Raw genomic sequence first — 1,371 nt, 5'->3', positions numbered from 1 at the left:
CATGAACAACCTGACCTTCGGCAACGACCGCTACCAGCACTACGAAACCCTGTGCGGCGGTACCGGCGCGGGCCCGGGATTCGACGGTGCGAGCGCGGTGCAGTCGCACATGACGAACAGCCGCCTCACCGACCCCGAGGTCCTGGAATGGCGCTTCCCGGTGCTGCTGGAGGGCTTCTCCATCCGCGCGGGCTCCGGGGGCGCCGGCCATCATCGCGGCGGTGACGGCGCGGTGCGGCGGATCCGCTTCCGCGAGCCCATGACCGTGGCGATCCTGTCCAACTCCCGGCGGGTGGCGCCGCCCGGGCTGGCGGGCGGCGAGCCCGGGGCGCTGGGCGAGCAGTGGGTGGAGCGTGCCGACGGGCGGCGCGAGGCGCTGGCGGGCACCGACCGGACCGAAGTGGCCGACGGCGACACGGTGGTGGTCGCCACCCCCGGCGGCGGGGGCTACGGCCGGCCGGAATAACGCCGCCTGCGCATCACGGGCGCCGCCAGCGGGCGGCGCCCGTCTCGATGCCCTCGAACAGCCGGCCCAGGGGCGTGCGCACGATGACCAGTCCGAGGGCCACCCCGACACCGTTGGCCGCGGCGTCCGCCAGCGACATCGTGCGCTCGCCGCCCAGTCCCTGCAGTCCCTCGAGGACCAGCCCGATCACGAACAGCAGCAGCGCCACGGAGGGCACCCGCCGCCGCCACGCCTGTGCGAACCACCAGGCGAGGACCGCGTAGGCGAGCGCGTGCTGGGCCTTGTCCCAGGACAGCCCCACCGGCGGGCTCGGCGGCGCCGGCGTCAGCGACAGCCACACCACCAGCGCGAGCACCGCGAACGCGCCCGCGCGCCAGAGCCACGGATGACGCAGCCGCCCTGTCCTGAACCCGGAACCCTGCATATCGTCCCCGCAATCCTTAGAGCCTATTTCAGTAGGCCGCATGCATCGTGTTGCGTCTGAGCGTCCGCCACGCAAGGCGCGTGCGACGCGGTGTGGTCATTTCACATAAGGAGCGCGCAACGCCGCATGGTGGGCGCTCAGACGCAACCCTGTGGGGCGCTCACCTGTGGCCCCGGGGCGGTGTCAGGGTCTCCTTATGTACCGCCGGGTACACCGCGTCGGCCCTTCCTGGCCCCAAACCACAGGCAAGCGCCGCGGCGTATGCGGCCTACTGAAATAGGCTCTTAATGACCGACACACTCGTATACCACACGAGGGCCAGCGCGTGGACACTGTAACCGGAGGGTGACGGCATGCCCGGAGCCGATGCCGCGACGGGCGTCGATGTCGACCGGGTCGACCGGCGCTGGCACTGCGACGGGCACGACGGCACAATGCCCGGACCATTCGTTGCGGAAAGGCCGATGAGCGAGCGACACGA

General features: G+C 71.5%; 2 protein-coding genes. One reads left to right on the top strand and one right to left on the bottom strand.

What is annotated here, in order from left to right:
- On the top strand, positions 1–466 hold a 466-nt coding region (locus G7A99_RS19810; RefSeq protein WP_163143482.1), incomplete at its 5' end, for a hydantoinase B/oxoprolinase family protein.
- Between the two features lie 13 nt (positions 467–479).
- On the opposite strand, the gene G7A99_RS19805 is transcribed toward G7A99_RS19810, so the two are convergent.
- The gene (locus G7A99_RS19805) at positions 480–890 is read right to left on the bottom strand and encodes a hypothetical protein (protein ID WP_163143479.1); all 411 of its coding nucleotides are present in this window, start codon (positions 888–890) and stop codon (positions 480–482) included.
- Positions 891–1,371: the final 481 nt, after the last annotated feature.

This window comes from Arhodomonas sp. KWT (assembly GCF_010993615.1).
Note: the sequence above shows the minus strand (reverse complement) of the source record. Positions and strands in the feature narration are given on the sequence as shown.